This is a genomic window from Ruegeria sp. YKSD179 (assembly GCF_059612885.1).
In genome coordinates, this window is the sequence record NZ_JBXWRL010000021.1 from 25,070 (window position 1) to 47,018 (window position 21,949).

At 52.2% G+C, this 21,949-nt stretch carries 19 protein-coding genes; 9 read left to right on the forward strand and 10 right to left on the reverse strand.

The features are described 5' to 3' along the window. Nucleotides 1–46 precede the first annotated feature (46 nt). From AC2FNE_RS12200 to AC2FNE_RS12215, 4 genes are all read right to left on the reverse strand, one after another. On the reverse strand, nucleotides 47–895 hold the full coding sequence (locus AC2FNE_RS12200; RefSeq protein WP_496805465.1) for an alpha/beta hydrolase: 849 nt from the start codon (nucleotides 893–895) through the stop codon (nucleotides 47–49). A gap of 214 nt (nucleotides 896–1,109) precedes the next feature. Next, nucleotides 1,110–2,138 (reverse strand): L-threonine 3-dehydrogenase, encoded by a 1,029-nt coding sequence (gene tdh, locus AC2FNE_RS12205; protein ID WP_170607641.1) that lies wholly within the window; start codon nucleotides 2,136–2,138, stop codon nucleotides 1,110–1,112. Nucleotides 2,139–2,152: 14 nt separating this feature from the next. After that, nucleotides 2,153–3,337 (reverse strand): glycine C-acetyltransferase, encoded by a 1,185-nt coding sequence (locus AC2FNE_RS12210; RefSeq protein ID WP_170607498.1) that lies wholly within the window; start codon nucleotides 3,335–3,337, stop codon nucleotides 2,153–2,155. Nucleotides 3,338–3,446: 109 nt separating this feature from the next. Continuing rightward, nucleotides 3,447–4,013 (reverse strand): helix-turn-helix domain-containing protein, encoded by a 567-nt coding sequence (locus tag AC2FNE_RS12215; protein WP_496805466.1) that lies wholly within the window; start codon nucleotides 4,011–4,013, stop codon nucleotides 3,447–3,449. A 117-nt stretch (nucleotides 4,014–4,130) separates the two neighbouring features. On the opposite strand from AC2FNE_RS12215, the gene AC2FNE_RS12220 reads away from it, so the two are divergent. Then, a complete protein-coding gene (locus AC2FNE_RS12220) occupies nucleotides 4,131–5,306 on the forward strand; it encodes an acetyl-CoA C-acyltransferase family protein (protein WP_496805467.1) in 1,176 nt (391 codons plus the stop codon). 35 nt (nucleotides 5,307–5,341) lie between these two features. Here AC2FNE_RS12220 and ubiB read toward each other — a convergent pair whose 3' ends face one another. Next, complete coding sequence (gene ubiB, locus AC2FNE_RS12225; protein ID WP_170607503.1) at nucleotides 5,342–6,871, reverse strand: 2-polyprenylphenol 6-hydroxylase; 1,530 nt, start codon at nucleotides 6,869–6,871, stop codon at nucleotides 5,342–5,344. Nucleotides 6,872–6,874: 3 nt separating this feature from the next. Beyond that, the gene (gene ubiE / locus AC2FNE_RS12230; protein WP_496805468.1) at nucleotides 6,875–7,627 is read right to left on the reverse strand and encodes a bifunctional demethylmenaquinone methyltransferase/2-methoxy-6-polyprenyl-1,4-benzoquinol methylase UbiE; all 753 of its coding nucleotides are present in this window, start codon (nucleotides 7,625–7,627) and stop codon (nucleotides 6,875–6,877) included. A gap of 86 nt (nucleotides 7,628–7,713) precedes the next feature. Here ubiE and mutM point away from each other — a divergent pair, with 86 nt between their 5' ends. The 6 genes from mutM to recF all read left to right on the forward strand — a co-directional run bounded on the left by mutM (nucleotide 7,714) and on the right by recF (nucleotide 14,328). After that, nucleotides 7,714–8,565, forward strand: a complete 852-nt coding sequence (gene mutM, locus AC2FNE_RS12235; RefSeq protein WP_170607507.1) for a bifunctional DNA-formamidopyrimidine glycosylase/DNA-(apurinic or apyrimidinic site) lyase — start codon at nucleotides 7,714–7,716, stop codon at nucleotides 8,563–8,565. A 66-nt stretch (nucleotides 8,566–8,631) separates the two neighbouring features. Continuing rightward, nucleotides 8,632–9,408 (forward strand): acryloyl-CoA hydratase, encoded by a 777-nt coding sequence (gene acuK, locus AC2FNE_RS12240; RefSeq protein ID WP_496805469.1) that lies wholly within the window; start codon nucleotides 8,632–8,634, stop codon nucleotides 9,406–9,408. Nucleotides 9,409–9,632: 224 nt separating this feature from the next. Beyond that, on the forward strand, nucleotides 9,633–9,896 hold the full coding sequence (gene rpsT, locus AC2FNE_RS12245; protein WP_170351928.1) for a 30S ribosomal protein S20: 264 nt from the start codon (nucleotides 9,633–9,635) through the stop codon (nucleotides 9,894–9,896). Nucleotides 9,897–10,443: 547 nt separating this feature from the next. Then, nucleotides 10,444–11,826: a chromosomal replication initiator protein DnaA gene (dnaA, locus tag AC2FNE_RS12250; protein WP_170607510.1), complete on the forward strand. Its 1,383-nt coding sequence runs from the start codon at nucleotides 10,444–10,446 to the stop codon at nucleotides 11,824–11,826. A gap of 223 nt (nucleotides 11,827–12,049) precedes the next feature. Beyond that, complete coding sequence (gene dnaN / locus AC2FNE_RS12255) at nucleotides 12,050–13,171, forward strand: DNA polymerase III subunit beta (RefSeq protein ID WP_170474436.1); 1,122 nt, start codon at nucleotides 12,050–12,052, stop codon at nucleotides 13,169–13,171. 59 nt (nucleotides 13,172–13,230) lie between these two features. Beyond that, nucleotides 13,231–14,328 carry a DNA replication/repair protein RecF gene (recF, locus tag AC2FNE_RS12260; RefSeq protein WP_170607513.1) on the forward strand — a complete coding sequence of 366 codons (1,098 nt, stop codon included), beginning with the start codon at nucleotides 13,231–13,233 and terminating at the stop codon, nucleotides 14,326–14,328. Here the strand turns inward: recF and AC2FNE_RS12265 are convergent. After that, nucleotides 14,325–14,891 carry a carboxymuconolactone decarboxylase family protein gene (locus tag AC2FNE_RS12265; protein WP_170607514.1) on the reverse strand — a complete coding sequence of 189 codons (567 nt, stop codon included), beginning with the start codon at nucleotides 14,889–14,891 and terminating at the stop codon, nucleotides 14,325–14,327. The two genes, recF and AC2FNE_RS12265, sit on opposite strands and share 4 nt — an antisense overlap. 99 nt (nucleotides 14,892–14,990) lie before the next feature. Here AC2FNE_RS12265 and AC2FNE_RS12270 point away from each other — a divergent pair, with 99 nt between their 5' ends. Both AC2FNE_RS12270 and gyrB read left to right on the forward strand, forming a co-directional pair. Beyond that, nucleotides 14,991–15,563 (forward strand): TetR/AcrR family transcriptional regulator, encoded by a 573-nt coding sequence (locus AC2FNE_RS12270; protein WP_170607516.1) that lies wholly within the window; start codon nucleotides 14,991–14,993, stop codon nucleotides 15,561–15,563. A gap of 125 nt (nucleotides 15,564–15,688) precedes the next feature. Continuing rightward, a complete protein-coding gene (gene gyrB / locus AC2FNE_RS12275; protein ID WP_170475377.1) occupies nucleotides 15,689–18,106 on the forward strand; it encodes a DNA topoisomerase (ATP-hydrolyzing) subunit B in 2,418 nt (805 codons plus the stop codon). A 76-nt stretch (nucleotides 18,107–18,182) separates the two neighbouring features. Here the strand turns inward: gyrB and gltS are convergent, their stop codons facing one another. The 3 genes from gltS to AC2FNE_RS12290 all read right to left on the reverse strand — a co-directional run bounded on the left by gltS (nucleotide 18,183) and on the right by AC2FNE_RS12290 (nucleotide 21,840). Then, complete coding sequence (gene gltS / locus AC2FNE_RS12280; protein ID WP_496805470.1) at nucleotides 18,183–19,403, reverse strand: sodium/glutamate symporter; 1,221 nt, start codon at nucleotides 19,401–19,403, stop codon at nucleotides 18,183–18,185. Between the two features lie 173 nt (nucleotides 19,404–19,576). Beyond that, on the reverse strand, nucleotides 19,577–20,626 hold the full coding sequence (locus AC2FNE_RS12285; RefSeq protein ID WP_170474466.1) for a GFA family protein: 1,050 nt from the start codon (nucleotides 20,624–20,626) through the stop codon (nucleotides 19,577–19,579). 437 nt (nucleotides 20,627–21,063) lie between these two features. Further along, nucleotides 21,064–21,840 carry a 2-keto-4-pentenoate hydratase gene (locus tag AC2FNE_RS12290; RefSeq protein ID WP_496805471.1) on the reverse strand — a complete coding sequence of 259 codons (777 nt, stop codon included), beginning with the start codon at nucleotides 21,838–21,840 and terminating at the stop codon, nucleotides 21,064–21,066. Nucleotides 21,841–21,949 lie beyond the last annotated feature (109 nt).

Here is a 21,949-nt window from a genome sequence, read left to right on the forward strand (position 1 = left end):
TTCGAAGCAGCGGTCCTTAGGGCCGCTGTTTTTTTCGGTAAAGTGGCTAATCGGTCCTATGAGACAGAAAACTGTACGAAGGTAGAACGATGTCGAAATGATTTTTTCCTTGCTGCAGATCAAAGCTAACGGCATGGCCGGCCTTGCGTAAAAGCTCGGCGTAGTCGCGGCTTTGTCGAATGAATTCAGATGTGTCGCGCTCGGCAACTGTTACCCGGTATCGTGGACCCGGTAGAGGCAGGTTCAGGCAGGGCGATAGGTCGTGCACCTCGGTCTTGCTCAATTGAAGGGGGTCGTTAACTGGCGTAAGGCTGATTGGTTCCAGATCGTAAATACCACTGATCAGTATTACATTTCGCACGCGTAAACCTGCCTGAGCTAATTCGTTCGAAGACGTTGCCATGACCATAGAAACGAGATGCGCACCGGCGCTATGGCCGGACAGGGTAACATTAGCCGGATCAAAACCCAAAGATTTGCTTTGCGAAGCAAGCCAAAGCAGAGCATCCCGGCATTCCGTGACCATCTGACCCATGCGTGCAAACGGCGCCAGTGTATAGTTCAGCGCTGCAAAAGCCTGACCGTTTTCATGCAGCGCTGGGGCCATCATTGCCGATTCACGCTGGCTGAGGGCTTGCCAGTAGCCCCCGTGTATGAAGACATGCAACGGTGCATCCTCGACCGCCGAAGGAAAAAAATCGAGCACTTGCTCGTCTTTTTCACCGTAGGCGAGGTTTTCCTGAACGGACAAATTCACCCGTGCCTGAGCACTAAGCGCAGCGAAACTTGTGATATAGGGCGTCAGATCGCCTCCTATCATCGAACTCGGTGCGTATTCCCGGTCCAGTTCTGCTTTAGAAAACCCTCGATATAGCATTTTGGGTGTGCCCCCCAATCTAAGACTCCATTGCACACACGTTAAAGACATTAGAAAAGCACAACTCAAGGACCGTGGATAAAAAAGCGAAATACTATTGAGAGAATTCGCATTCCACATCTGATCAACCAGATTAGAGAAGCCGAATAGTTTTTGGCTTTTTAAAGACTTGTCTCAAACGTTCTCTGCTTAGATGTCGGAATTCAAATTTCGGCTTGTCTAAGGTTACGTATCAAGTCCAGTCTAGAACAACCTTTCCGGATTGCCCGGACTTCATTGCTTCAAATCCTTTAGCGAAATCGTCTACGGCAAATCGGTGGGTTATTACGCGGGACACGTCCAACCCATTCTGAAGCATGGCAATCATTTTGTACCAGGTCTCGAACATTTCCCGCCCGTAAACTCCTTTGATAGTGATTGCCTTGAAAACGATACGTGACCAATCCACCGGAGATTTGCCCGGCGGAATACCCAGCAACGCGATTTTGCCGCCCATCACCATCGCCTCGACCATCTGATCCAATGCTGCCTGTGAGCCTGACATTTCCAAGCCAACATCGAAACCTTGGGTCATGCCAAGTTCCGCAATTACATCTTGAAGGTCTTCTTGGCTAACATTCACCGCGCGTAAGTTCGGTACAACATAGTTAGCAAGCTTTAGGCGGTCTGGATTAATGTCAGTTATCACCACATGACGCGCGCCTGCATGTCGGGCGACGGCAGCAGCCATAATACCGATTGGACCTGCGCCGGTAATCAGAACATCTTCACCCAACAAATCGAAGCTCAGGGCAGTGTGTACAGCGTTTCCAAGCGGGTCTAGAATGGCCCCGATATCATCAGAAATATCATCAGGCAGAGGAACGACGTTAAACGCGGGCAACTTGAGATATTCGGCGAAAGCCCCCTGTTCATTCACGCCGATCCCGCGCGTGCCAGGGTCCAGGTGAAATTTACCTGCGCGACTTTGTCTGCTGTCGGTGCCAATTAAGTGCCCTTCACCTGAACAGCGTTGACCAATTTCCAACCCGGTTACATTGCGCCCAATTTCTACGATCTCACCAGCGAATTCATGGCCAGTGATCATTGGTATCGGTACAGTGTGCTCTGCCCATTCATCCCAATTCCAGATGTGGATATCGGTCCCGCAAATCCCAGTTTTGTTGACGCGGATCAGCACTTCGTCTGGTCCGATCTCGGGGACCGGAGCCTGCACCATCCACAAACCTTCTGCTGGTAGAGACTTTTCCAAAGCCTTCATCGTGTTTGCGTGCATCAGATTATCCCCAGCTCTTTGCCGACCTTACCAAAAGCCCGTAACGCCCGGTCCAGTTCGTCCCTTGTGAGTGCCGCGTTCATCTGTGTTCTTATCCGCGCCTGCCCTCGTGGAACGACAGGAAAGAAAAATCCTGAGACATATACGCCTTCATCAAAAAGTCGCGACGCCATCTCTTGGGCGAGGTTGGCTTCGCCCAACATTACTGGAATGATCGGATGTTCGCCCGGCAAAAGGTCAAAACCCAATTTTTCCAACCCGGCGCGCCAATATTTGGCGTTTCCAAACAATTGGGAACGCAGGAATTCGCCCTCTTGAACCAGGCGGATAGCCTCAAGCCCAGCGGCGACGATGGATGGCGGCAGCGAGTTGGAAAACAAATAGGGCCGCGCCCGCTGCCGCAGCAGGTCGATGACTGGCTGCGGCCCGGCGATATAACCGCCGATCGCTCCTCCTAGTGCCTTGCCCAAAGTTCCTGTGAGTATATCCACTTCAATGCCAAAGTGATCCGGAGTACCCGCTCCGTTTGGACCCATAAAACCCGTTGCATGGCAGTCATCAACCATGACGATAGCATTGTACTTGTCTGCCAGTTCTCGGATTTTGGGTAGGTTCGCCAGGTATCCGTCCATCGAGAATACACCATCGGTGGCGATCATTATGTGCCGCGCGCCATCTTCTCGTGCTTGTTTCAGCCACGCCTCAAGATCGTTCATATCGTTGTTCAGATACCGATACCGCTTGGCCTTGCACAACCGAATTCCGTCGATGATCGACGCGTGGTTCAAACTGTCTGATATGATGGCATCTTCGGGGCCTAATAAAGGTTCAAATAGCCCGCCATTAGCGTCAAAGCAGGCTGCGAAAAGGATCGAGTCGTCCTTATTCAGGAAACTTGCCAGCTTCTGCTCCAACTCACGGTGGATATCCTGCGTACCGCATATAAACCGGACTGAGGCCATGCCGAACCCTTTGGGGCCCATTGCATTCGTGGCTGCATCGATCAACGCGGGATGATCAGCAAGACCCAGATAGTTGTTGGCGCACAAATTGATAACTTGCTTACCACCCACAGTGATTTCGCCGCCCTGTGGCGAGGTGATCATTCGTTCGCGTTTGTACAATCCTTCAGCTTGGATTTGCGCGAGTGTGTCCGTGATGTGGGACAGGAATGCATCTGCCATGGCGATCTCCTTTTACTGAGTCGTGTTTCTAACATAGCGGAGAAAATTCCCAAATAGGAGAAATACGAAATTACGGAAAATAATCCGTAAAGACGGAAATTGGTCGGCATCAGGCGTTTTTGACGATCAGAAAAACTCTGGCTGGGCCACCCGCAGAAGAAATCGAGTGGGAAACATCAGCAGCGTAACGGGCCGTATCACCCTGGTGCAGCACCATCTTGGCAGCACCAGAATTTACGTGCACGGAACCTTCCAAAACTGTCAGCTGTTCTTGTGCGCCACGTGTGTGCGGCTGACTATTCAAAGCTCCGTTATCGTCGAACTGGATGTCATAGACCTCATGGCCCCCAGCTTCCTCGGGCGGCGATAATATGCGGATGCAGCAGTTCTGCCCCATATTATCAATACTGGGCACTTCGGACTTTCTGAGAACCTCGATTTGATCGGTGGCCTTGGCGTCATCTAATAGCCTGGCGAAATCGACTTGTAATGCACGTGTCAAATTCCAAAGCGTAGAAATCGTAGGGCTGCTCTCACCGCGTTCGATCTGGCTGACCATGGAACGGGATACACCGCTGAGGTTAGCAACCGCTTCCAGAGACAGGCCTTTGGCTCGGCGCGCTTCTTTCAGGCGTGCCGGGAGGCGCGTCAGGATATCGTCAGAGTTATCCGTCATGACGGAATTTGATGGGCGCTGTCGGTGCAAATGTCAATTCCACCTGTGACGGCACGTCTCAGAGGACATGCCCACGAACAGAGTGCATACTGTACCCAATTTCAGGAGGAGCGATCCATGACCGATATCGTAATTTTGGACGGTGCCCGTACGGCAATCGGAACTTTCGGCGGAGCGTTGGCTTCGACTGCGCCAATCGACTTGGCGACTGTTGCAACAGAAGAAGCGATGGAGCGGTCTGGGGTGGAAGGCGGTCAGATTGGGCACGTCGTCTTTGGTCACGTGATCAATACTGAGCCGCGTGACATGTACCTGTCCCGCGTCGCGGCAATTCAGGCAGGAATACCGAATGGAACTCCTGCTATGAATGTTAACCGTCTTTGCGGTTCCGGCGCGCAGGCGATCGTATCGGCTGTTCAGTCCTTAACAATGGGTGATGCCGAGTTCGCAGTTGCTGGTGGGGCCGAGAGTATGTCGCGCAGCCCATATATCGTACCGCAGGCGCGTTGGGGTGCAAAAATGGGCGATGTCACCTCATTGGATATGATGCTGGGAGCGCTGAACTGTCCGTTTGGGACAGGACATATGGGTGTGACAGCCGAGAATGTCGCTGACGAGCACCAGATCAGCCGAGAGCAAATGGATGAATTTGCTTTGACCAGCCAGACTCGCGCTGCCGCTGCAATCGAGGCCGGTAACTTTGACAGTCAAATTGCTCCAGTACAGGTCAAGGTAAAACGAGAAATGGTGGAATTCAAAGTTGATGAACACCCAAAAGCGACGACGACCGAGGCATTGGCAGGGTTGCGCCCTGTCTTTAAGAAAGACGGTCGAGTGACGGCAGGCAATGCATCCGGGATCAATGATGGTGCTGCTGCCATTGTCTTGGCGACTGCTGTTGCGGCGGAGAAAGCCGGGTTGAAACCCAAGGCACGCGTGCTGGGTTACGCCCATGCCGGTGTAAGACCCGAAGTTATGGGAATCGGCCCGGTTCCCGCAGTTCAGAACCTGCTTAAGAAAACGGGTTTGGTCATCGAGGATTTCGACGTAATCGAAAGCAATGAGGCATTTGCGGCTCAGGCCTTGGCCGTCAACCAGGAGCTGGGTTTGGACGCTGGTAAGGTAAACCCAAATGGAGGCGCAATTGCATTGGGTCACCCAGTGGGGGCGACCGGAGCAATCATCACATTGAAAGCACTGTATGAGCTTGAGCGTACAGGTGGTTCCAAAGGATTGATCACAATGTGTATAGGTGGCGGTCAGGGTATCGCGATCGCCATTGAGAGACTATGATCTCTTCAGCTTCAAACGTAGCAGCCATTTGATCTTTAACTGATCGCGTTAAGTACCAGCACAAGCGTTGCGCCTGCGATAGCGCCGATCAATGCAGGAACCCATGCAATCAACAATTGCGATCGCTGCGGTTCATCCTTTTGTGTCTGCGCGATAAGGGCGTTTTCCACCAATGCAGGCAAGCGAGGACCGAACCGGGCCAGAACCATTGCTGTTTTGCCCAGATCGCGAATTGCAGCGCGAGGGCCAATAGATTGCTTGATATAATCTTCGACGACCGGGCGAGCGACTTCCCAAATGTTCATATGTGGGTCGAGCGAACGCGCTACGCCTTCTACGACGACCATGGTACGCTGTAACAGTATTAATTCCGTCCGTGTTTCCATACCAAAGCGTTCCGTCACTTCGAACAGGTAATTCAGGAGACGCCCCATGGAGATATGAGATGCGTCCATACCGAAGATCGGTTCGCCCACCGCGCGCAGGGCGCGGGCAAATTCGTCTACATCCTGATTGGCTGGCACATAGCCTGCTTCGAAATGTACTTCAGCTACACGCTTATAGTCTCGCCGGATGAACCCAAAGAGTATTTCCGCGTAAACCCGACGGGTATATTCGTCGATGTGACCCATGATTCCAAAGTCGTAGGCGATGATGTCGCCGTTGGCAGCGACTTTTAAATTGCCCTGATGCATGTCGGCATGAAAATACCCATCGCGCAGAGCGTGCAACAGGAACAGGCGCAAAACGCGTTCAGCCAAATCTCGGCGGTCATGACCCGCTGCGTCCAATGCGCCGTTTTCGCCCAAAGCGATACCGTCTGCCCAACTGAGTGTCATCACACGGCGCGCGGATAGGGACCAGACAACTGGAGGGAGCCAAAATCCGGAGTCGTTTTTGGTATTGGCCGCATATTCAGAAGCGGCCGAGCTTTCCAGCCTAAGATCCAGTTCGCCACGAACCACTCCATCAAAATGTTCGATCACCTCCATAGGACGCAAGCGGCGTGCCCCTGGGGCAAAAAGCTGCACAATGCGCGCGGCGAAATAGAATGCATCCACATCCTTGCGAAAAGCCCGCTCGATGCCTGGACGTAGAACCTTGACGGCTACGTCTTCGCCGGTGGCCACCAGCTTGGCCTTGTGAACCTGAGCAATAGAGGCCGCAGCGATTGGTTCGCTGAACTCACTAAAAATCTCGGCAATGGGTTGGCCAAGTTCTTTTTCAACTTCGGCCATCGCTTCGGCTTGTGAAAATGGGGGGAGTTTGTCCTGAAGGACGCGTAATTGTTCAGCCAGTTCGTTGCCGACAACGTCTGGCCGCGTGGACAATACTTGCCCGAATTTGATATAAGCCGGACCCAACGCGGTTAACGCACGGGTTGCGGGCGGCATATCCGGATCGCCCTTGTATCCCAGCCATTGAAATGGTTTTCCAAGGGTGTGAGCAATAAACCGAACGGCTCTCGGAGCCTCGAATGCGTCCAACACAACGTTCATCGCGCCTGTACGCTCCAGAGTGGCGCCTGTCCGGATCAGGCGGATTATGTTGTGGGGTCCACGCATACGTCAGATTTTCCATCCTGAATGCAGCGCAGCGATGCCCAGGCTAAGGTTAAGGTATTTTGCGTTTTCAAATCCGGCGGCTCGGACCATTTCCAAAAACGTCTCTTGATCCGGGAAATTTCGGATCGATTCCACTAGATACTGATAGCTGTCGTAATCATTGGCGATCAGTTTGCCCATGCGTGGAATGACATTGAAACTGTAGAGGTCATAGAGTTTCTGAAGCCCGTCGTTCGGCAATTGGCTGAATTCCAGCACCATAAGTCGACCACCGGGTTTCAAAACTCGGAATGCTTCGTTCAGCGCGTCTTGCGGACGGGTCACGTTTCGGATGCCGAAGGAAATCGTGTAGACATCAAACGAGTTGTCTTCGAATGGCAGTGCCATCGCATCACCAACCACCCAACTTAGGCTGTCAGCCATCTGATCGGCTTCGGCTCGTTGGCGACCCTCGATCAGCATCGGTTCGGTGAGGTCAAGAACGGTGGCGTGGCCGTGGCCTGCGCGTTTCAGGAACCTGAACGAAATATCTCCGGTGCCTCCGGCAACGTCCAATAGGTGTTGGCCGGGACGCGGCGCAAGCCAGTCCATCATAGCGTCTTTCCACACGCGATGGATACCCATGGACATGACGTCGTTCATTACATCGTATTTTGACGCCACAGAGTTGAATACGCCCTGAACACGACCGGACTTTTCAGCCTCGCGGACGGTCTCGAACCCGAAATGAGTGGTCTTGTCGCTGTTGTCGGACATTAGCCTTGCCGTTTTTCGAATTTCGTTTCTGTTATAGGGCACTGGAACCTGGGCACAATGCGGCCCTTTGGAATAGGAGCCGTGTAATGCCGGAATTGCCCGAGGTCGAGACTGTAAGACGCGGCCTGACTCTAGCCATGGAAGGTGTGGTCATCCAAAGGGCAGAGGTGAATCGCCCTGATCTGCGCTGGCCTTTTCCCGATCGTATGGCCGATCGGCTGGCTGGGCAGCGAATAGATAGCTTGCGACGGAGGTCGAAATACATTCTTGGCGATCTCAGCAGCGGCGAAACACTTCTGATCCATCTGGGTATGTCGGGACGGATGACCGTGTCTGGCGATCCCCTGGGCCATTTCGTGCATGAGCATCCAATGCCCGAAAAGCACGACCATGTCGTCTTTCATATGGCAAACGGAGCTCGTGTCACATTCAATGACCCGCGCCGGTTTGGAGCAATGGACCTCTTTCCCACGGCGACAGCTGAAGAGCACAAACTTTTGTCGGTTCTTGGGCCCGAGCCGTTGGGCAACGATTTCCACGAACAACACCTCATAGATGCTTTCAAAGATAAAAACTCTCCAGTTAAATCCGCGCTACTGGATCAGGGAATCGTTGCCGGATTGGGGAATATCTACGTTTGTGAGGCTCTTTATCGCTCAGGAGTGTCGCCACGTCGCAAAGCTGGCCAGATTTCTGCGTCTCGTGTCGCGGCGTTGGTTCCGGTTATTCGCCAAGTGCTGCAAGAGGCAATTGACGCGGGTGGTTCATCGTTGCGTGATTTCCGCCAAGCTAATGGAGAGCTTGGATATTTCCAGCACAGCTTTGACGTTTACGGAAGGGAAGGAGAGCTGTGCCGGACGGCAGGATGTGGGTCAATAATCAAGAGAATCATCCAGTCTGGTCGCTCGTCCTTTTACTGTGCAAAATGTCAAAGATGACTTGATCCGGCGAATTCGCGTGGTAAGGAATCGTATTTGAACGGAACAACCGGAAGCTTACACCTCATGGCCCTTGAGACGATCATCGTCGAAATCGAAGACCACGTCGCCCTTATCAAACTCAACCGACCAGATGCGTTGAATGCGCTTAACACCCAGTTGTTGGATGAATTGTGTACTGCGTTGGAAGAGGCGGACAGCAACGACAAAGTGCGCTGTATCGTTATTACAGGATCGGACAAAGCATTTGCCGCCGGCGCTGACATCAAAGAGATGTCGGACATGAGCTACGTTGATGTGTTCAACGTGAACCCGTTTGCCGATGCCAATGATCGGGTGACCGCCATCCGCAAACCGATCATCGCCGCGGTGGCCGGCTATGCGTTGGGCGGAGGATGCGAATTGGCTATGCTGTGCGACTTTATCATTGCGGCGGACACGGCCAAGTTCGGACAGCCTGAGATCAACCTTGGAGTTATCGCCGGTTTGGGAGGAACCCAGCGGCTGACTCGGTTTGTTGGCAAGTCCAAGGCTATGGACATGAATCTGACGGGTCGATTCATGGATGCCGAAGAAGCTGAGCGCGCAGGACTTGTCAGCCGCGTTGTACCCGCCAAAAAGCTGATCGAAGAGGCGACTGGCGCGGCCCAAAAGATCGCGGAAAAATCCCAACTGACAGCGATCGCCGCTAAGGAAGCGGTTAATCGAAGCTACGAATTGCCGCTGAGCGAAGGGATGCTGTTCGAACGAAGGGTTTTCCATTCTATGTTTGCGACTGAAGATCAAAAGGAAGGCATGGCTGCGTTTTTGGAAAAACGTACAGCTCAGTTCCGCGACAAATAATCCGGCAGGGCGAACAATGCCTCTCGCGGTTCCCGCATACAAAACATCATCGGCCTTAATGTAAGAATCGGCTTGGCAAACCCCGAAAAGTCAGCTAGTGACCGCCGCTATACATGCGCGTGCGGCCCGCTCTGGCCCGACTCACACTCGTGATCGATGACCTGGTACGGACATTCCGTGGCGCGCAAAACAGAATAAACGTACCGATAAAAGGTCAAAGACACATGGCAAATTCGCCCCAGGCAAAGAAGCGTGCTCGTCAGAACGAGAAGCGTTTTGCAATCAACAAAGCTCGTCGTTCGCGCATTCGCACTTATTTGCGTAAAGTAGAAGAAGCAATCGCATCCGGTGATAAGGACGCAGCAACCGCCGCTCTGCGTGCGGCCCAGCCAGAGCTGATGCGCGGAGTAACCAAGGGTGTTTTCCATAAAAATACCGCATCACGTAAAATGTCGCGCCTGTCGGCGCGTGTGAAAGCGTTGGGCTAACCCAACGGGATTGAACCCAACTCAGGTCAATAAGGCTGATCTAATTTTAAGGGCGTCGCGGGTAGCGGCGTCCTTTTTTACTGTTGCCGGAATACCGCGCCTTCCAGAAGCCAAGAGATTCTTTCTGCCTCAGACCCGAGTCAATATCGAAGTTTCATTGCCGGGACCCATGACCTCTTGCTACCACTGATTCAGCGATTCACTCGCTTGGGGGGACAGGCTGTTTCTAAAATCGATCTGACGGGCATCAGGGCGGTTTCAGGGACGAATGTTCGAAAATCGGCTATTGCCGGACGGACGATCTGCTGCGGATCTCGGAATTCCGACGATTCTAGGCCCTGTCGAAAAATTGGATTGTGGTGCGCAGCCTGGCTTCCAGGCCGGCCCGTTGTTGGGTTGGACAGGTTTTGATTGCGCTGATGATCCGAGCTCTGCCCGTCAAACCGGTCCGGTTTGGCGAATGGTACCCTTGTGCAGGAAACCGGGAAACCGGAGCGTATTAATAAGGCCGACAGGCCAATAAAGAATGGGATGCGTGAGGCGACGTATGACACAAGAGAAATGGGGGCAACTGCGCAGCAAGTTGCTCAAGGCCGTCGGTCGAAACAACTTTACCACCTGGATTGAACCGCTGGAGTTCCAAGAGTTACAGGATGGCGTGGCCATTTTTTCCGTTCCGACCAACTTTATGGGCAACTACGTAAGTCAGAACTTTGCTGATCTGATTCTTTACGAACTAAACACGTCTGGAGAGTCCGTACAGCGGCTGGCGTTCCAGACGGCCGCAAATTCTTCGGTTCGCCCTGTTCAGATTGCTGAGACGAAGCCGACAGTCACGACTACGGCAGCGGTTTCTGCGCCCGAAACGGCACCAAATGTATTAGAGGCTTTGCAGGCAGCTCCTTTGGATGCGCGTTTTACCTTTGACAGTTTTGTGGTTGGCAAACCAAACGAACTGGCTCATGCAGCCGCTCGTCGTGTGTCCGAAGGCGGACCGGTCACTTTCAACCCTTTGGTACTTTATGGTGGAGTTGGCCTTGGTAAAACACACTTGATGCACGCCATAGCTTGGGAGCTGAAAACCCGGCGCCCGGAACTGAACGTGCTTTACTTGTCGGCTGAGCAGTTCATGTACAGGTTTGTTCAGGCTTTGCGGGAACGACGGATGATGGATTTCAAACATCTGTTCCGTTCCGTCGACGTTTTGATGGTTGACGACGTGCAATTTATTGCGGGAAAAGATTCAACCCAAGAGGAATTTTTTCATACATTCAATGCGCTGGTTGACCAGAACAAGCAAATTATTATCTCAGCTGACCGAGCGCCGGGCGAGATCAAAGATCTTGAAGAGCGCGTGAAATCACGCTTGCAGTGCGGATTGGTGGTCGATCTGCATCCGACCGATTACGAATTGCGGCTTGGCATACTGCAGAACAAAGTACAGCAGTACAGCAGTACATATTCCGACTTGACCATAGCCGATGGCGTTCTTGAGTTTCTTGCCCATCGAATCTCAACCAATGTCCGCGTTCTCGAAGGTGCGTTAACCCGCCTGTTCGCATTCGCCTCGTTGGTGGGACGTGAGATCGACATGGAATTGACGCAAGACTGTCTGGCCGATGTGCTGCGCGCGTCCGAGCGCAAGATCACGGTCGAGGAAATTCAGCGCAAGGTGTCAGAGTACTACAACATCCGTATGTCCGACATCATCGGTCCCAAGCGTCTGCGATCCTACGCACGTCCGCGCCAAGTCGCCATGTATTTGTGTAAGCAACTGACCAGTCGCTCTTTACCCGAAATAGGTCGACGGTTTGGCGGGCGTGACCACACCACAGTCATGCATGGTGTAAAACGTATCGAAGAGTTGAAACTGACGGACGGTCAGATTGCTGAAGACGTTGAGATGCTGCGCCGTTCCCTGGAAGCCTGAATCCAAGTTTATTTTCACAGCGCCCCGGTATTTTTGTTCCGGGGCGTTTTTTTTGTGAACAACTGTCCACGAGCATGAACGAACTGTGGCGAATGGACCATGGGGCCTTGACGCATCGCGTATTCCAAACCAGAAACCCATAAAAAATGCTTGTGCCTCAGGGTGGAACCGCTAACGTGCCAGTCCCGCCTAGTTCACCACGTAAGTCAGAGGAATTGAGGGTATGAAGATCAGCATCGAACGTGGCACCCTACTCAAGGCTGTTTCACAGGCCCAATCGGTTGTCGAGCGCCGCAACACAATTCCGATCCTTGCTAATGTGCTTATCGAGGCCGAAGGCGATCAAGTTCAATTTCGGGCCACCGATCTGGATATCGAGGTTGTGGACAAGGCGCCCGCACAGGTTGAAAAAGCCGGTGCAACGACGGTAGCCGCAACTACACTGCATGAAATTGTGCGAAAGCTGCCCGACGGCGCTTTGGTGACCCTTACCGCAGATAGCGCGGCCGGGCGGCTGACTGTCGAAGCGGGCCGTTCGAACTTTTCTTTGGCGACATTGCCGAAAGAAGATTTCCCCGTGATGGCGTCCTCAGAATATCATTCGAACTTCACGGCATCTGCTGCCTTGTTGCGCAGGTTGTTCGACAAGTCCAAATTCGCCATCTCGACAGAAGAGACGCGGTATTACCTGAATGGCGTCTACATGCATGTGGCTGACGGGTTTGACGGAGGCAAGGTTCTGCGCTGCGTGGCCACTGATGGTCATCGCCTTGCGCGTATCGACGCGGATCTGCCAGATGGCGCTGCGGACATGCCGGGTGTCATTGTGCCGCGCAAAACCGTGGGTGAGCTGCGAAAGCTGTTGGAAGACGATGAGATGGACATTGCAGTGTCCGTCAGCGAAACCAAAGTTCGTTTTGCCACGCCAGAAATCACGCTGACTTCGAAGGTGATTGACGGCACTTTCCCCGACTACACCCGTGTTATCCCGCAAGGCAACACGCGCAAGCTAGAAGTAGATGCTGCGGAATTTGCTCAGGCTGTTGACCGCGTAGCGACAGTTTCGTCGGAACGGTCTCGTGCCGTAAAGTTGCAGTTGGAAAGTGACAAGCTGGTTTTGTCGGTCAACGCACCAGACAGCGGCGCAGCCGAGGAAGAGTTAGCAGTGGCTTATGGCGATGAGCGGTTGGAGATTGGGTTTAATGCCAAATACCTGCTTGAAATCGCATCACAGGTTGATCGCGAGAATGCTGTATTCATGTTCAACTCGGCTGGTGACCCGACGCTGATGCGCGAAGGCAATGATCAAAGCGCTGTTTACGTGGTCATGCCAATGCGCGTCTGATCCCGTTTGTGCGTTTTGCCTCCGTTGGAGGTGAACTTAAGGACAGGAAGGGAGGGGTCATGGGACTGGCCCTGACCGAGCTTACAATTTCCCATTTTCGGTCGCACAAGCTGGCGCAACTTTCGCTGGATGGTCGCCCAATTGTATTGTACGGCGCGAATGGGGCTGGCAAAACCAATATTCTTGAAGCGGTTTCGCTCATTTCGCCGGGACGCGGTATGCGCCGGGCCAGCGCTGCGGACATGGCTAGACGGCCCGAGGAAATAGGCTGGAAGCTGCAGGGAGTGTTGGATGTCCAAGGGAGGCGTTACCGTATAGAAACCTGGTCTCAAGGCGGCGCGGCACGGCAGGTTCGGATTGATGACAAGGCGGCAAGTCAAATTGACCTTGGCAAGTTGGCGCGGGTTGTATGGCTCATACCTGCAATGGACCGGTTGTGGATCGAAGGTGCAGAGGGTCGGCGGCGCTTTCTGGACCGGATTGTGCTAAGTTTTGATCCGTCCCACGCCGAAGCTTCTTTGGTTTATGAAAAGGCAATGAGGGAACGCAACCGCCTTTTGAAAGAGCAAGTGCACGACGCTCATTGGTATTCAGCGCTAGAAGCGCAAATGGCTGAAAGCGGTCTGCAAATCCACTTAGCGCGTTTGGCGGCTTTGGATCATTTGCGTGCTGCCCAAGTTCAGGCTGAAACAGCATTCCCTTCGGCAGAATTGGAACTTGTTCAAAGCGACGGGGTTATGCCTGAGACTGTAGAGGCCTTTTTTGATGCCTTAGCCGATAACCGATCTCGGGATTTAGCCGCAGGGAGGACTCTGATTGGTCCGCATCGGTCCGATCTATATGGTGTGTATGCAAGCAAGGGTGTGCCAGCCAAGGATTGCTCGACGGGTGAACAAAAGGCTTTATTGGTATCCTTGATACTTTCCAATGCAAGGGCATTGGCCGCGATGGTCGGCGCACCACCCATGGTTCTGCTGGATGAAGTTGCCGCACATCTTGACGCGGATCGGCGTGCCGCATTGTATGACGAAATCTGTGCGTTAGGTGCTCAGGCCTGGATGACGGGTACCGGACCTGAGCTGTTTGCAGAGCTGGGTGATCGAGCCCAAAAGTTAGTAGTAACCGAAAGCAGCGACGGCTCTGTCGTAAGCGATTAAGCTGGCTCGCTAACTTTGCGGTCCCACAAAAAGCCGCGCATGACCTCGTCAACGGGCGTTTTTGCCATGTGATTGACGTAGTTCGACATTGTCTTTTGTGCCAAACCGAGAACCACATCCAGAACCGCGCGATGAGAATAGCCTGCGTCAAAAAAGGTTTGGAGCTGTTCGTCGGTCACATTGCCGCGTGTATTCATCATTTGCAGAGTAAAAGTACGCAACGCCTCAAGCTTGGCATTGGGTAACGGCGTTTCATCACGCAAGGCGTTTGTAATTTCATCTGAAACTTTCATCATCTTGGCGATGCCAGTATGCGCGGGAACGCAGTAGTGACACTCGTTCTCGACGTTAATGGTCTGCCAGACTACGGTTTTCTCGTCATTGTCGAAATCTGTTTGCAGAAAGAGATGATGCAAAACCTGATACCCCTCAAGGTGTTGGGGGCTTTCAGCCATCACTTTGTGCAGTCCGGGGAGACGGCCAAAAGCGGCTTGAGATTTTTCTAGCAGCGGTTTGGAACCTTCGGGGGCGGTTGTCAGGTCATGAGAGGGAAAGTCAGCCATTTTGAACTCCTTTTTTTGGTTCGACTTCGCAGAAATAGACTTTCTTGAGTAATCACTCAAGTATATATTTGAGCGATCGTTCAAAAATTGGTGAAGATGATGCCAAGGAAACCAGAATACGACCGGGATGCGTTGATTGGCCGGGCCAGAGATTTATTTTGGCGACATGGCTGGGCGGGAACCTCGCTAAAAGATCTTGAGCGAGAGTTGCACTTAAAACCGGGAAGTTTTTATGCGGCATTCGGATCAAAAGATGCGTTGTTTGCTTTGGCTATGGAGCGCTACACTCAGGAGGGTGTAGCCCGACTGACGGAGTTTGCAGACAAATTTGGGCCGAAGGCGGCCCTAAAAGCGCAGCCCACATTTGTGATCGAGGCGCCCGAATTGCCCTCAAAGGCCTGTATGCTGGCGAAAACCTATGCGGAATTGCAGGCGCGAGAACATGTGTTGGCAGAGAAAGCCGCCAAACACATGACTGAAATGAAGGCGTGTTTCACCAACCTCTTTCGTCGTGCCCAAGAGGCCGGAGAAATCGGTCAAGATCATGACCCAGAGAGGTTAGCGGCACGTTATCAGTCGGACCTTTTGGGACTGCGTTTATCTGCCGAGCGTACCGATGTGGACGCGGGGTTGATTGCAGCAGATATTGCAGCCGATCTTGACCGTCTTTAATCGTCGGGCGGTCGAGTTCCTGAACAGGCGTGAAAACTCGCAAGGACCACAAAATGTTGGGGGATCGCGTGACATTCCCCACCGGGTTTCGTATAACTTACCAAAATAATATAGGTACTAACGGCATGTCCGAAGACGCACAGGCACCTCAAGAATATGGCGCCGATTCCATTAAAGTTCTCAAAGGCTTAGAGGCCGTTCGCAAGCGACCCGGTATGTATATCGGCGACACCGACGATGGATCGGGTTTGCATCATATGGTTTACGAGGTCGTCGATAATGGAATTGACGAGGCTTTAGCTGGTCATGCCGATCACGTCACCGTCAAAATCCACGCCGATTCCAGCGTATCCGTGAGCGATAATGGTCGTGGGATTCCGGTGGATATCCACCCTGAGGAAGGTGTCTCGGCTGCAGAGGTTATCATGACTCAGCTGCATGCAGGGGGTAAATTTGACAGCAACTCTTACAAGGTGTCCGGCGGCCTGCACGGGGTAGGCGTTTCCGTTGTTAACGCATTGTCACATTGGTTGGAGCTTCGCATATGGCGGGATGGGAAAGAGCACTTTGCCAAGTTCGAGGGTGGCGAAACTGCCGAGCATCTGAAAGTTGTTGGCGAGTGCGGTAATCAGACAGGCACCGAGGTTCGTTTTCTTGCTTCAACCGATACGTTTTCAAATCTCGAATATTCATTTGAAACGCTGGAAAAACGCTTGCGTGAGCTAGCGTTCCTGAATTCAGGTGTCCGCATTATCCTGATCGATGAACGCCCTGCAGAAAGGTTGGAGACAGAACTGTTTTATGAAGGCGGGGTTAAAGAGTTCGTCAAATATCTGGACCGCTCGAAAACAGCGGCCATGCCCGAACCGATTTATATCAAGGGTGAGCGAGACGACATCGGTGTTGAGATCGCGATGTGGTGGAATGACAGCTATCACGAAACGGTATTGCCGTTTACCAATAACATTCCACAACGCGATGGCGGTACGCATGTGGCCGGTTTTCGTGGCGCACTGACCCGGACGATCAACAACTACGCTCAATCCAGCGGCATCGCGAAAAGGGAAAAGGTAAGCTTTACAGGAGACGACGCGCGCGAAGGCTTGACTTGTGTGCTTTCAGTTAAGGTTCCCGACCCGAAATTTTCATCTCAGACCAAGGACAAGTTGGTCAGCTCAGAGGTTCGTCCTGCGGTCGAAAGTCTGATGAACGAAAAGCTTGCGGAATGGTTCGAAGAAAACCCGAACGAGGCAAAGACCATCGTCAGCAAAATTATCGAAGCTGCACTGGCTCGGGAAGCCGCCCGCAAGGCTCGTGAACTGACCCGCCGAAAAACCGCGATGGATGTCAACTACTTGGCAGGTAAGCTGAAAGATTGCTCAGAAAAGGACCCTTCCAAAACCGAAGTTTTCCTTGTTGAGGGCGACTCGGCTGGCGGATCGGCTCAGACCGGCCGCGATCGTCTTACTCAGGCCGTTCTGCCTCTGCGCGGAAAAATTCTGAACGTGGAGCGCGCGCGCTTTGACCGTATGCTGTCGTCGCAAGAGATCGGCAACTTGGTTATGGCGCTGGGCACTGGAATTGGCCGTGATGAGTTCGATATCAGCAAATTACGCTACCACAAGATCGTCATAATGACTGATGCCGACGTGGATGGCGCTCATATACGCACATTGCTGCTGACCTTTTTCTATCGGCAAATGCCGGAACTTATCGAAGGTGGGTATCTCTATATCGCTCAGCCTCCGCTGTATAAGGTGTCGCGTGGCAAGTCCGAAGTTTATCTGAAAGATCAGGCAGCACTTGATGACTATCTTATCAACCAAGGTGTCGAGGGGGCCGTGCTTAAGCTCGGTTCAGGTGAGGAAATCATCGGTCAGGACCTGACGCGTGTAGTGGAAGAAGCGCGCCAATTGAAACGCGTTTTGGACGCTTTTCCAACTCATTATCCTCGCCATATCCTTGAACAAGCTGCCGTTGCTGGTGCGTTCGTGCCCGGTGCTGTGGACGCCGACCTCCAGGGCGTAGCTGACAAAGTGGCGGCACGTCTGGACCTTATCGCGCTGGAATATGAACGCGGCTGGCAGGGTCGTATCACACAGGATCATGGTATTCGTCTGGCGCGGATTTTGCGTGGAGTAGAAGAGGTACGCACTCTGGACGGGCCAATGCTCCGCTCGGGCGAAGCGCGCAAAACTGGCAGCTTCACCCAAAGCTTGCAAGAGATATACAGCACGTCAGCCACTCTGATCCGCCGCGACAAATCACAAGTTATACACGGCCCGCTGGATCTGTTGCGTGCGATACTTGAAGAGGGTGAAAAAGGGCTGTCATTGCAGCGATACAAGGGCTTGGGCGAAATGAACCCCGATCAGCTTTGGGAAACCACCCTGGACCCGGACGCGCGTACCCTGTTGCAAGTCAGAGTGGACGATATGGTCGAGGCCGATGATCTGTTCACCAAATTGATGGGCGACGTCGTCGAACCCCGCCGCGAGTTCATACAGCAGAATGCGTTGAGTGTAGAGAACCTTGATTTCTAGTATTACGCCTTCATTGGCGAATTCTTAATGCCCAACTCTTGTTCTCCATCAGCGGCCGGGTGCGCTTTTCAGCATTTCACCCAAAGCCAAGGAACCATTGGATTATGAACGCGTTCGCTAAATCCACAAAGAATGCAGACACCAAAGGCAAAACAATGAAAGCGACTGGAGATGGACCATAGCGCTGTGTAACGGCCGTCATGTTTGCAATGGCAGTAGGGGTCGCACCCAGCGAGAACCCCGCAAACCCTGCCGAAATCACGGCTGCAAAATAGTTTTTTCCCATCAGACGGAAAACAATGAACACAATGAATACGATAGCTGCGATAGATTGCAGCAGCATGGTGGTTATTAGAACTCCCGCGCTGCTTGCGAGTGTCCAAAGCTCCATGCTCATAAGAGACATTGCCAAAAACACTGACAAACTGAATTCAGAGATTACGTTCATCGCTGGGGTGCCCGCGGGCCATGTGAGCTTTGGGAACAACGGCGGCAATACATTCGAGAGCAAAATACCACTCAGCAAACACGGTACGAATAAGGGCAATTTTACCCCAGCCGCCTCAAGCGCTTCGTAGGCGGAATAACCAATCGCAATGGCAACGTGAATCCAGATAACGCAATTCATCAAGTCCACATGAGTCAGTGTCGATATTCCATCAGGTGAAGGTTCCGCTGCGGTAGTGACCTCCTCTTCGGCATCTGTTTCAGTTGTGAGATCATTTTTCTGAATAAGAAAGCGAGCGATCGGCCCTCCCAAAACACTGGCTAAGATCAAGCCAACTGTTGCTGTGGCTATTCCAAGCTCGGAAGCGCCGCTCACTTGATAGTTGGTCTCGATAGTTGGGCCCCATGCAATGGCCGTGCCGTGACCGCCTATCAAAGATGCAGTGCCAAGTAGCACACCCGCCTGAGATGGCATATCAAACAATAGCGCCCCAACCATGCCGACAGCGTTTTGAACAAGCATAAAGGCTATTGTAAGTCCAAGCATAAGAACCAGTAAGGGGCCACCCTTCATAAGATCCGCGAAGCGGGCATTTAGACCGATAGTGGTAAAGAAATACACTAGTAAAAAGTCTCTGGCGGATAACTCGTAATTTATCGCTCGGCCAGTCGCCAAAACCACGATCAATGCCACAACAGCGGCCAATAGTCCTCCACTGACAGGCTCTGGAATGCTGTACTTGGACAAAAGTTCGAAGCGACGGGTTAACCGCGCACCGAGAAAATAGACCAAAATCCCAAGTGTGACGGCGCCAAAGCTGTCAATCTCAATCGGATCAAGCAATTCCATGGTTATTGAGCTTATCCCTTTTGAATTGGTCGGATGGCATACCGGCCAACCCCTTGCACGCGTACGCGAAACTTATCGCGTCCGAGTAGCCTAGCATGTCCACCTTTCGTTGGAACACCGTAAATGAAATTGATGCCGACGAAGTTGGATTTTTGACCCACAACTATTTTGAATCAGAATACTTTCGGGGGCTTTGCCATAGGACCCCATGTAGCCGGATCCGGCAATCCGACGCTCGACCATGCTTCTTGTAACACGCGCGACTCGGACGACTGTGTGCGAGGCAAATCATCCAGGATATCAATCCATGGCATTTGACTTTCGATACCGTTATGTGCTGCCGGGGCAAGGCCGGTTGGCCGATCAAGGCTTGGAGTGAATACAACAATATATGCGGCCATCCGTGGTTGAACGAGTTTATAAGTCAAATTGGAACCACATGTCGCGCAGAACCCACGTTCAGCTATTGGCGATGATGCAAAATAACGGGGTTCTTCATTCAAAAACCTTAAGGACGATGCAGGGAAAGCCGTCCATGTGCTCATCGCAGAACCTGTGAACTTTTGGCAAATACTACAGTGGCAATAACCTGCACTGATTGCTGGCGCGTTGATTTCATACCGGACAGAACCGCAAAGACATCCGCCCGTTACACGTGTTCTAGCAAGCTCGTCTTCATCGAAATCGAAAAATCCACCGGTCGCCCCCGGTTTTGATTGCGTCATGTAAACGTGAATAGGAGCATCCGTTTCCTTCAGGCGTTTGTGCCCGCAATCCTCCAGGGGAAGATCAACCTTGTTGCGAATCTGATTCATAACTTCGCTGGATACGGCAATGCCTCCCGGCTCAGAAAGGGCCTCCAACCGCGCAGCAATGTTGACGCCGTCACCCATTAGATCGTCTTCCTTGACAATAACGTCGCCCAAAGAAACCCCGATCCGGAGCAAAAGTGGTTTAGTATCATGCGCTTGTTGGGCATCGAGTGTCGATGTCCTCTGAATGCCTATTGCGCAATTTACTGCTTCCAAAGTGCTCGAGAATTCTGCCAAAAAGCCATCTCCGAGAGATTTGAAAACCCTACCTCTGTTTGCCTCGACTTGCATGCCAATTACGTCGCGCTTCAAGTTCTCAAGCTTCTTTAAGGTTCCTGCCTCGTCCTGCGATACGAGACCGGAGAAGCCTACAACGTCGATTGCCATAATGGCCGCCAGCTTGCGTTCCATCTTCACCTCGACTTGGTAAGTGTGAGTTGAAGTCCTATCGATGATGATATCAGCTTCGGTGTTTCTAAGGAAACAACGCTTACAGCTTTCTTCAAATCAAGTTTTAGTACTCTGTGTCCCAGTTCACTGAACCCTTCGGTAAAGCAGTTTAACCTAGGCTCAGCCACAGGAGGTCATCATGCTTCGCCAGACTTCGAAAACCAGCCCAGCTCAGGCCGTACAGGCAACTAACGTGATCCATCCATTTGTACGGATATTGCGTCGTTGCAGCCAAATGCAACGTCAAGTTAACCGCTATCATTGAGTTTCAGTTGAATTTGCGTAGCAGTGAACTGAACGATATGTGTCGGTTAACCAGTGCTTAAAGTTTAGGTGCGGCGAGCCAGTATTTGCTGTTGCGCAGTCTTGCCGCGAAACTCCTAACTGTATCTTAAAACTCAAACGAACCGCACTGAAAGCTTTTCGCTCATAACTCCACCAAAACATGCGGACCATGTTTCACCGGCGAAAACTGGCCGCGCATCAGTAAGCGTGCCCGTTGTTACGAGCTCGCCTTCCTGAAGGGCTTCTTCTGCTGAAACTATCGATACAAGATGTGCCAAGACTTCGATTGGACCACCCAAGGCGTTTTCCCCTTTTCCAGTATCGATTGTTTCTTCATCCCGTCTTAATTCCAGCGGTACCGAAGCCAAACCATCTAAAACCTCATTCGTTGCGGGTATTTTTTCGCCTATCACAAGACATCCATGTAAACCCTGAGCTGCGATCGAGTCCGCGACAGAGAATTTCCAATTCGGATAGATTGATTGGACAATCTCAAACCCGGTGGCGACCCAATCCACGCAGCCAGCCAATTGTCTTTTGCTCATGCCCTTCTTGGGAGTTTTTCCTAGGCCAATAACGATTTCGGGTTCGATCCTTGGTTCTGCGTAATCGGAGAGTTTTACAGGCTGAACTGCCGAGAACAGACTTTCTGAGTGAACCACACCCCAGATCGGTTGATAAACGCCATACACAGGCCAGATGGCACGGTTAGTGAACCCAACTTTCCGTCCTACTGGGCGCCGATCCATGAGCGCGCGAACGCGATTGGCGATTGAATAAGCTTGTTCCAAGGAAAGAGGCTCTGTCTCAGATGAGAGTCCAGAAATTTGGCGTGGTTCGGTCAACGCTTTTGCAATGCGAATTGCTTTTGTTTCGAGGTCACCATTCATTCAATTACCATACCTCACCTGTACAAGAAATTTGTGTGTAAAATTTGGTCAAACTGTGGGAAAAAGCATAGTCAAAAGTTGCGTCTGTTGAACGATTTAGGCTTGGGTC

What these genes read in the sequence shown, in the direction of transcription:
- tdh (WP_170607641.1), bottom strand. Translation starts at nt 2,138, where the DNA reads ATGAAGGCTTTGGAAAAGTCTCTACCAGCAGAAGGTTTGTGGATGGTG.
- AC2FNE_RS12210 (WP_170607498.1), bottom strand. Translation starts at nt 3,337, where the DNA reads ATGGCAGATGCATTCCTGTCCCACATCACGGACACACTCGCGCAAATC.
- AC2FNE_RS12215 (WP_496805466.1), bottom strand. Translation starts at nt 4,013, where the DNA reads ATGACGGATAACTCTGACGATATCCTGACGCGCCTCCCGGCACGCCTG.
- AC2FNE_RS12220 (WP_496805467.1), top strand. Translation starts at nt 4,131, where the DNA reads ATGACCGATATCGTAATTTTGGACGGTGCCCGTACGGCAATCGGAACT.
- ubiB (WP_170607503.1), bottom strand. Translation starts at nt 6,871, where the DNA reads ATGCGTGGACCCCACAACATAATCCGCCTGATCCGGACAGGCGCCACT.
- ubiE (WP_496805468.1), bottom strand. Translation starts at nt 7,627, where the DNA reads ATGTCCGACAACAGCGACAAGACCACTCATTTCGGGTTCGAGACCGTC.
- mutM (WP_170607507.1), top strand. Translation starts at nt 7,714, where the DNA reads ATGCCGGAATTGCCCGAGGTCGAGACTGTAAGACGCGGCCTGACTCTA.
- acuK (WP_496805469.1), top strand. Translation starts at nt 8,632, where the DNA reads ATGGCCCTTGAGACGATCATCGTCGAAATCGAAGACCACGTCGCCCTT.
- rpsT (WP_170351928.1), top strand. Translation starts at nt 9,633, where the DNA reads ATGGCAAATTCGCCCCAGGCAAAGAAGCGTGCTCGTCAGAACGAGAAG.
- dnaA (WP_170607510.1), top strand. Translation starts at nt 10,444, where the DNA reads ATGACACAAGAGAAATGGGGGCAACTGCGCAGCAAGTTGCTCAAGGCC.
- dnaN (WP_170474436.1), top strand. Translation starts at nt 12,050, where the DNA reads ATGAAGATCAGCATCGAACGTGGCACCCTACTCAAGGCTGTTTCACAG.
- recF (WP_170607513.1), top strand. Translation starts at nt 13,231, where the DNA reads ATGGGACTGGCCCTGACCGAGCTTACAATTTCCCATTTTCGGTCGCAC.
- AC2FNE_RS12265 (WP_170607514.1), bottom strand. Translation starts at nt 14,891, where the DNA reads ATGGCTGACTTTCCCTCTCATGACCTGACAACCGCCCCCGAAGGTTCC.
- AC2FNE_RS12270 (WP_170607516.1), top strand. Translation starts at nt 14,991, where the DNA reads ATGCCAAGGAAACCAGAATACGACCGGGATGCGTTGATTGGCCGGGCC.
- gyrB (WP_170475377.1), top strand. Translation starts at nt 15,689, where the DNA reads ATGTCCGAAGACGCACAGGCACCTCAAGAATATGGCGCCGATTCCATT.
- gltS (WP_496805470.1), bottom strand. Translation starts at nt 19,403, where the DNA reads ATGGAATTGCTTGATCCGATTGAGATTGACAGCTTTGGCGCCGTCACA.
- AC2FNE_RS12285 (WP_170474466.1), bottom strand. Translation starts at nt 20,626, where the DNA reads ATGGAACGCAAGCTGGCGGCCATTATGGCAATCGACGTTGTAGGCTTC.
- AC2FNE_RS12290 (WP_496805471.1), bottom strand. Translation starts at nt 21,840, where the DNA reads ATGAATGGTGACCTCGAAACAAAAGCAATTCGCATTGCAAAAGCGTTG.